2 protein-coding genes are annotated in these 3,413 nt (G+C 58.6%); one reads left to right on the top strand and one right to left on the bottom strand.

Annotation, left to right across the window (positions count from 1 at the left end):
- Nucleotides 1–58 precede the first annotated feature (58 nt).
- Entirely contained in the window at nt 59–1,543 is a 1,485-nt protein-coding gene (locus ACCD00_RS30345; RefSeq protein WP_413428881.1) for an NCS1 family nucleobase:cation symporter-1, read from the bottom strand.
- Between the two features lie 553 nt (nt 1,544–2,096).
- On the opposite strand from ACCD00_RS30345, the gene hydA reads away from it, so the two are divergent.
- Nucleotides 2,097–3,413, top strand: a 1,317-nt coding sequence (gene hydA / locus ACCD00_RS30340) for a dihydropyrimidinase (protein ID WP_413428880.1), incomplete at its 3' end; no start/stop codon positions are given.

The raw sequence follows: 3,413 nt of genomic DNA, 5'->3' as shown, positions 1-3,413 counted from the left end.
CCCACAGGGGAATGCATTCCAAATGTGGGAGCGGGCTTGCTCGCGAAGAGGCCAGTCGTCACACCGGAGATTTCACTACCGATGGATCGACTCGCATCACACTCAACCCGTAATAAATAACCCCGCCCAGCGCCGAGCCAGTGAACCAGCCATAGCTGTAGAACCAGTTGAAGGCATCGCTGCCCAGGGACAGCAGCGTCAACACCACCGGCACGCCGAAGGCCATGAAGCCGCACCAGTTCCACGCCGGGTACACGTCATCGCGGTACAGGCCGGCAAGGTCCAGTTGCTGTTTCTTGATCAGGAAATAGTCCACCACCATGATCCCGGCAATCGGCCCCAGCAGGCTCGAATAGCCAAGCAACCAGTTGGAATAAACGGTTTCCAGACTGAGATCCGAGACGATCAGGCCAAGCTTTTTCAGCAGTTCATGGGCCATCAACGCCAATCCGACGAATCCGGTAAGCAGCACGGCGTTGGTGCGGTTGATCACCTTGGGGGCGATGTTCTGGAAGTCATTGGTCGGCGACACGATATTCGCCGCGGTATTGGTCGACAGCGTGGCGATGATGATCAGCGCCATTGCCAGTGCGACCCACACCGGGCTCTGGATATGACCGATCAGAGTCACCGGATCGGAAACCGTCACTCCCACCAGCTTCACCGAGGCCGCGGTCATCACCACACCCAGGGAGGCAAACAGGAACATGGTCAGCGGCAGGCCGATGATCTGCCCGACAATCTGGTCCTTCTGGCTTTTTGCGTAGCGGCTGAAGTCCGGAATGTTGAGTGACAGCGTGGCCCAGAAGCCGACCATCGCGGTCAGCCCGGCGGCGAAGTAACTGGCCACCCCGGCGCCTTCGGGACGTTTGGCCGGAATCGCCAGCAACTCGGTCATCGAAACGTTCGGCATGGCCCAGACCAGCAGCCCTACGCCCACCAGCACCAACAGCGGTGCGGACAGGGTTTCCAGCCATTTGATCGACTCGGCGCCGCGAATCACCACCCACAGGTTCAGCGCCCAGAACACCATGAAGCCGATGACCTCGCCGGTGCCACCCAGGGATTTCCAGCCCTCGAACACCGAACCGAGGAACAGGTGAATCGCCAAGCCGCCGAACATGGTCTGGATGCCGAACCAGCCACACGCCACCAGGGCGCGGATCAGGCACGGAATGTTGGAGCCGAGCACGCCGAAGGACGAGCGCAGCAACACCGGAAAGGGAATGCCGTACTTCGTGCCGGGAAAGGCGTTGAGTGTCAGGGGGATCAGCACGATGATGTTGGCCAGCAGAATCGCCAGCAGCGCTTCACCGACGGTCAGGCCGAAGTACGCGGTCAACACCCCGCCGAGGGTGTAGGTCGGCACGCAGATCGCCATGCCCACCCACAGCGCGGTGATGTGCCATTTGTTCCAGGTGCGTTCGCGCACCTTGGTCGGTGCAATGTCGTGGTTGTAACGGGGACTGTCGAGGACATCGCTGCCGGCTTCCAGCTCAAACAAGCCGTCGCGCTCGGTCACTTGCGATCTGATCTGTTGCATGGCCGCTCCACTGTTCTTTGAATTATTTTTTTGCTCATCGCAGGCTCGCGGCATCAATAAACGTGCCGGGTGCCCCGTTTGCGCATCGGGCAGTTCCATAAACACTTTGTAAACAACTGATGTTTATCAGTTTTATTGGGTCATCGATGCAGTCCTCGGTTACTTGCCTTGCCACTCAGGCCGAATGCCAACCAAGTTGTCCGAACAGTCAGGACTCAATCTGGTGCATTGATCTTTTTTCAATGGCTGCGCATCGATCATAGACCCTGCTCAAACAGCTGATTTCACGTAAGAAATCTTGACCATATTTCGAACCTGTCAAGTGCGTCAAAATGGTGAGCAGCCTCACCATTTTGGTGATTCCAGCATTTTGTCGTTATTTATCAATTAGTTAATATCAATATAAGCTTATAAAAAATATTCTTGCCGATTCGGGAAACTGCAGCTAGCGTTTATTCCTGACAGCACTGACAGGAATCATTCTGTGCGGGCTGTTTTTATATAAAACATCTAGAACCGGCATAAGCCGGTCAATGCCTGCGAGGAACTCGGAATGTCTCTGTTGATCCGTGGCGCCACCGTTATTACCCATGATGAAAGTTATCGCGCCGATGTGTATTGCGCAGACGGCGTGATCAAGGCCATCGGCGAAAACCTCGATGTTCCTCCAGGAGCCGAAGTGCTCGACGGCAGCGGTCAATACCTGATGCCCGGCGGCATCGACCCGCACACCCACATGCAACTGCCCTTCATGGGCACGGTAGCCAGCGAAGACTTTTACAGTGGCACGGCGGCGGGACTGGCCGGCGGCACCACGTCGATCATCGACTTCGTGATTCCCAATCCGCAGCAATCCTTGCTCGAAGCCTTCCATCAGTGGCGCGGCTGGGCCGAGAAGTCAGCGTCGGACTACGGCTTTCACGTCGCCATTACCTGGTGGAGCGAACAAGTCCGCGAGGAGATGGCCGAGCTGGTCAGCCAGCATGGCGTTAACAGCTTCAAGCATTTCATGGCCTACAAGAACGCGATCATGGCCGCCGATGACACCCTGGTGGCGAGTTTCGAACGCTGCCTGGAACTGGGCGCGGTGCCGACCGTTCATGCGGAAAACGGTGAACTGGTCTATCACCTGCAACGCAAACTGATGGCCCAAGGCATTACCGGGCCGGAAGCGCATCCGCTGTCACGGCCGTCACAGGTTGAAGGCGAGGCCGCGAGCCGGGCGATCCGCATCGCCGAAACCCTGGGTACGCCGCTGTATCTGGTTCACGTTTCGACCAAGGAAGCCCTGGATGAAATCACCTACGCCCGGGGCAAGGGCCAGCCGGTTTACGGCGAAGTGCTGGCCGGGCACCTGCTGCTGGACGACAGCGTCTACCGTGATCCGGACTGGCAAACCGCAGCCGGTTATGTGATGAGCCCGCCGTTCCGCCCTCGCGGCCATCAGGAAGCACTCTGGCATGGTCTGCAATCGGGCAACCTGCACACCACCGCCACCGACCACTGCTGCTTCTGCGCCGAGCAAAAAGCCGCTGGCCGCGACGACTTCAGCAAGATCCCCAACGGCACCGCCGGCATCGAAGACCGCATGGCGGTGTTGTGGGATGAAGGGGTGAACACCGGACGCTTCTCGATGCAGCAATTTGTCGCGCTGACGTCCACCAACACGGCGAAGATCTTCAACCTCTACCCACGCAAAGGCGCGATCCGCGTCGGTGCCGATGCCGACCTGGTGCTGTGGGACCCGCAAGGCACGCGGACCATTTCCGCCAAGACCCACCATCAGCAGGTGGACTTCAACATCTTCGAAGGCAAGACCGTGCGCGGCGTGCCCAGCCACACCATCAGCCAGGGCCGCGTGGTCTGGGCC

The organism is Pseudomonas sp. Pseusp3, from assembly GCF_047304225.1.
In the GTDB taxonomy this organism is placed as follows: Bacteria; Pseudomonadota; Gammaproteobacteria; order Pseudomonadales; family Pseudomonadaceae; genus Aquipseudomonas; species Aquipseudomonas fluorescens_CD.
This window is presented reverse-complemented; position numbering and strand designations above follow the sequence as displayed.

What these genes read in the sequence shown, in the direction of transcription:
- ACCD00_RS30345 (WP_413428881.1), bottom strand. Translation starts at nt 1,543, where the DNA reads ATGCAACAGATCAGATCGCAAGTGACCGAGCGCGACGGCTTGTTTGAG.